At 48.4% G+C, this 426-nt stretch carries 1 protein-coding gene; it reads left to right on the top strand.

The features are described from left to right. Positions 1–426, top strand: a 426-nt coding sequence (locus NE664_14425) for a lysophospholipase (protein ID MCQ4727830.1), incomplete at both ends; no start/stop codon positions are given.

Here is a 426-nt window from a genome sequence, read left to right as displayed (position 1 = left end):
AATATCCGGATAAGAAGCTGCGGGGTCTGATAACCAGCGGCGCTCTGACAAAAGACAACGGCGGACTGATTACCGGTTTTCCAAAAGACTTGGATCCCCACACCCTTCTTCCCAATGAGCTGGGAGCAGGTGTCTGCTCTGTAGCCGAGGTTGTAGACTGGTATGGAAAGGATCCCTATAATACTAAAACCTTCACAACGGGTCTTTGCTACGCGCTCTGCGGGGGACTCGACTGGTTTAGTGGAGCTATCCGGGACTTTACCTATCCGGTGCTTATGCTTCACGGAGAAAAAGACGGACTTGTAAGCGTAAAAGATACTTACGATTTCTTTGCGGAAGCGCCGTCCAAAGATAAACAGATGAAAATATACGGCGGTCTTTTCCACGAAATCTTTAATGAATACTGCCGCGATGAAGTGATTGGAG

The sequence above is a fragment of the Anaerotignum faecicola genome (assembly GCA_024460105.1).
In the GTDB taxonomy this organism is placed as follows: Bacteria; Bacillota; Clostridia; order Lachnospirales; family Anaerotignaceae; genus JANFXS01.
This window is presented reverse-complemented; position numbering and strand designations above follow the sequence as displayed.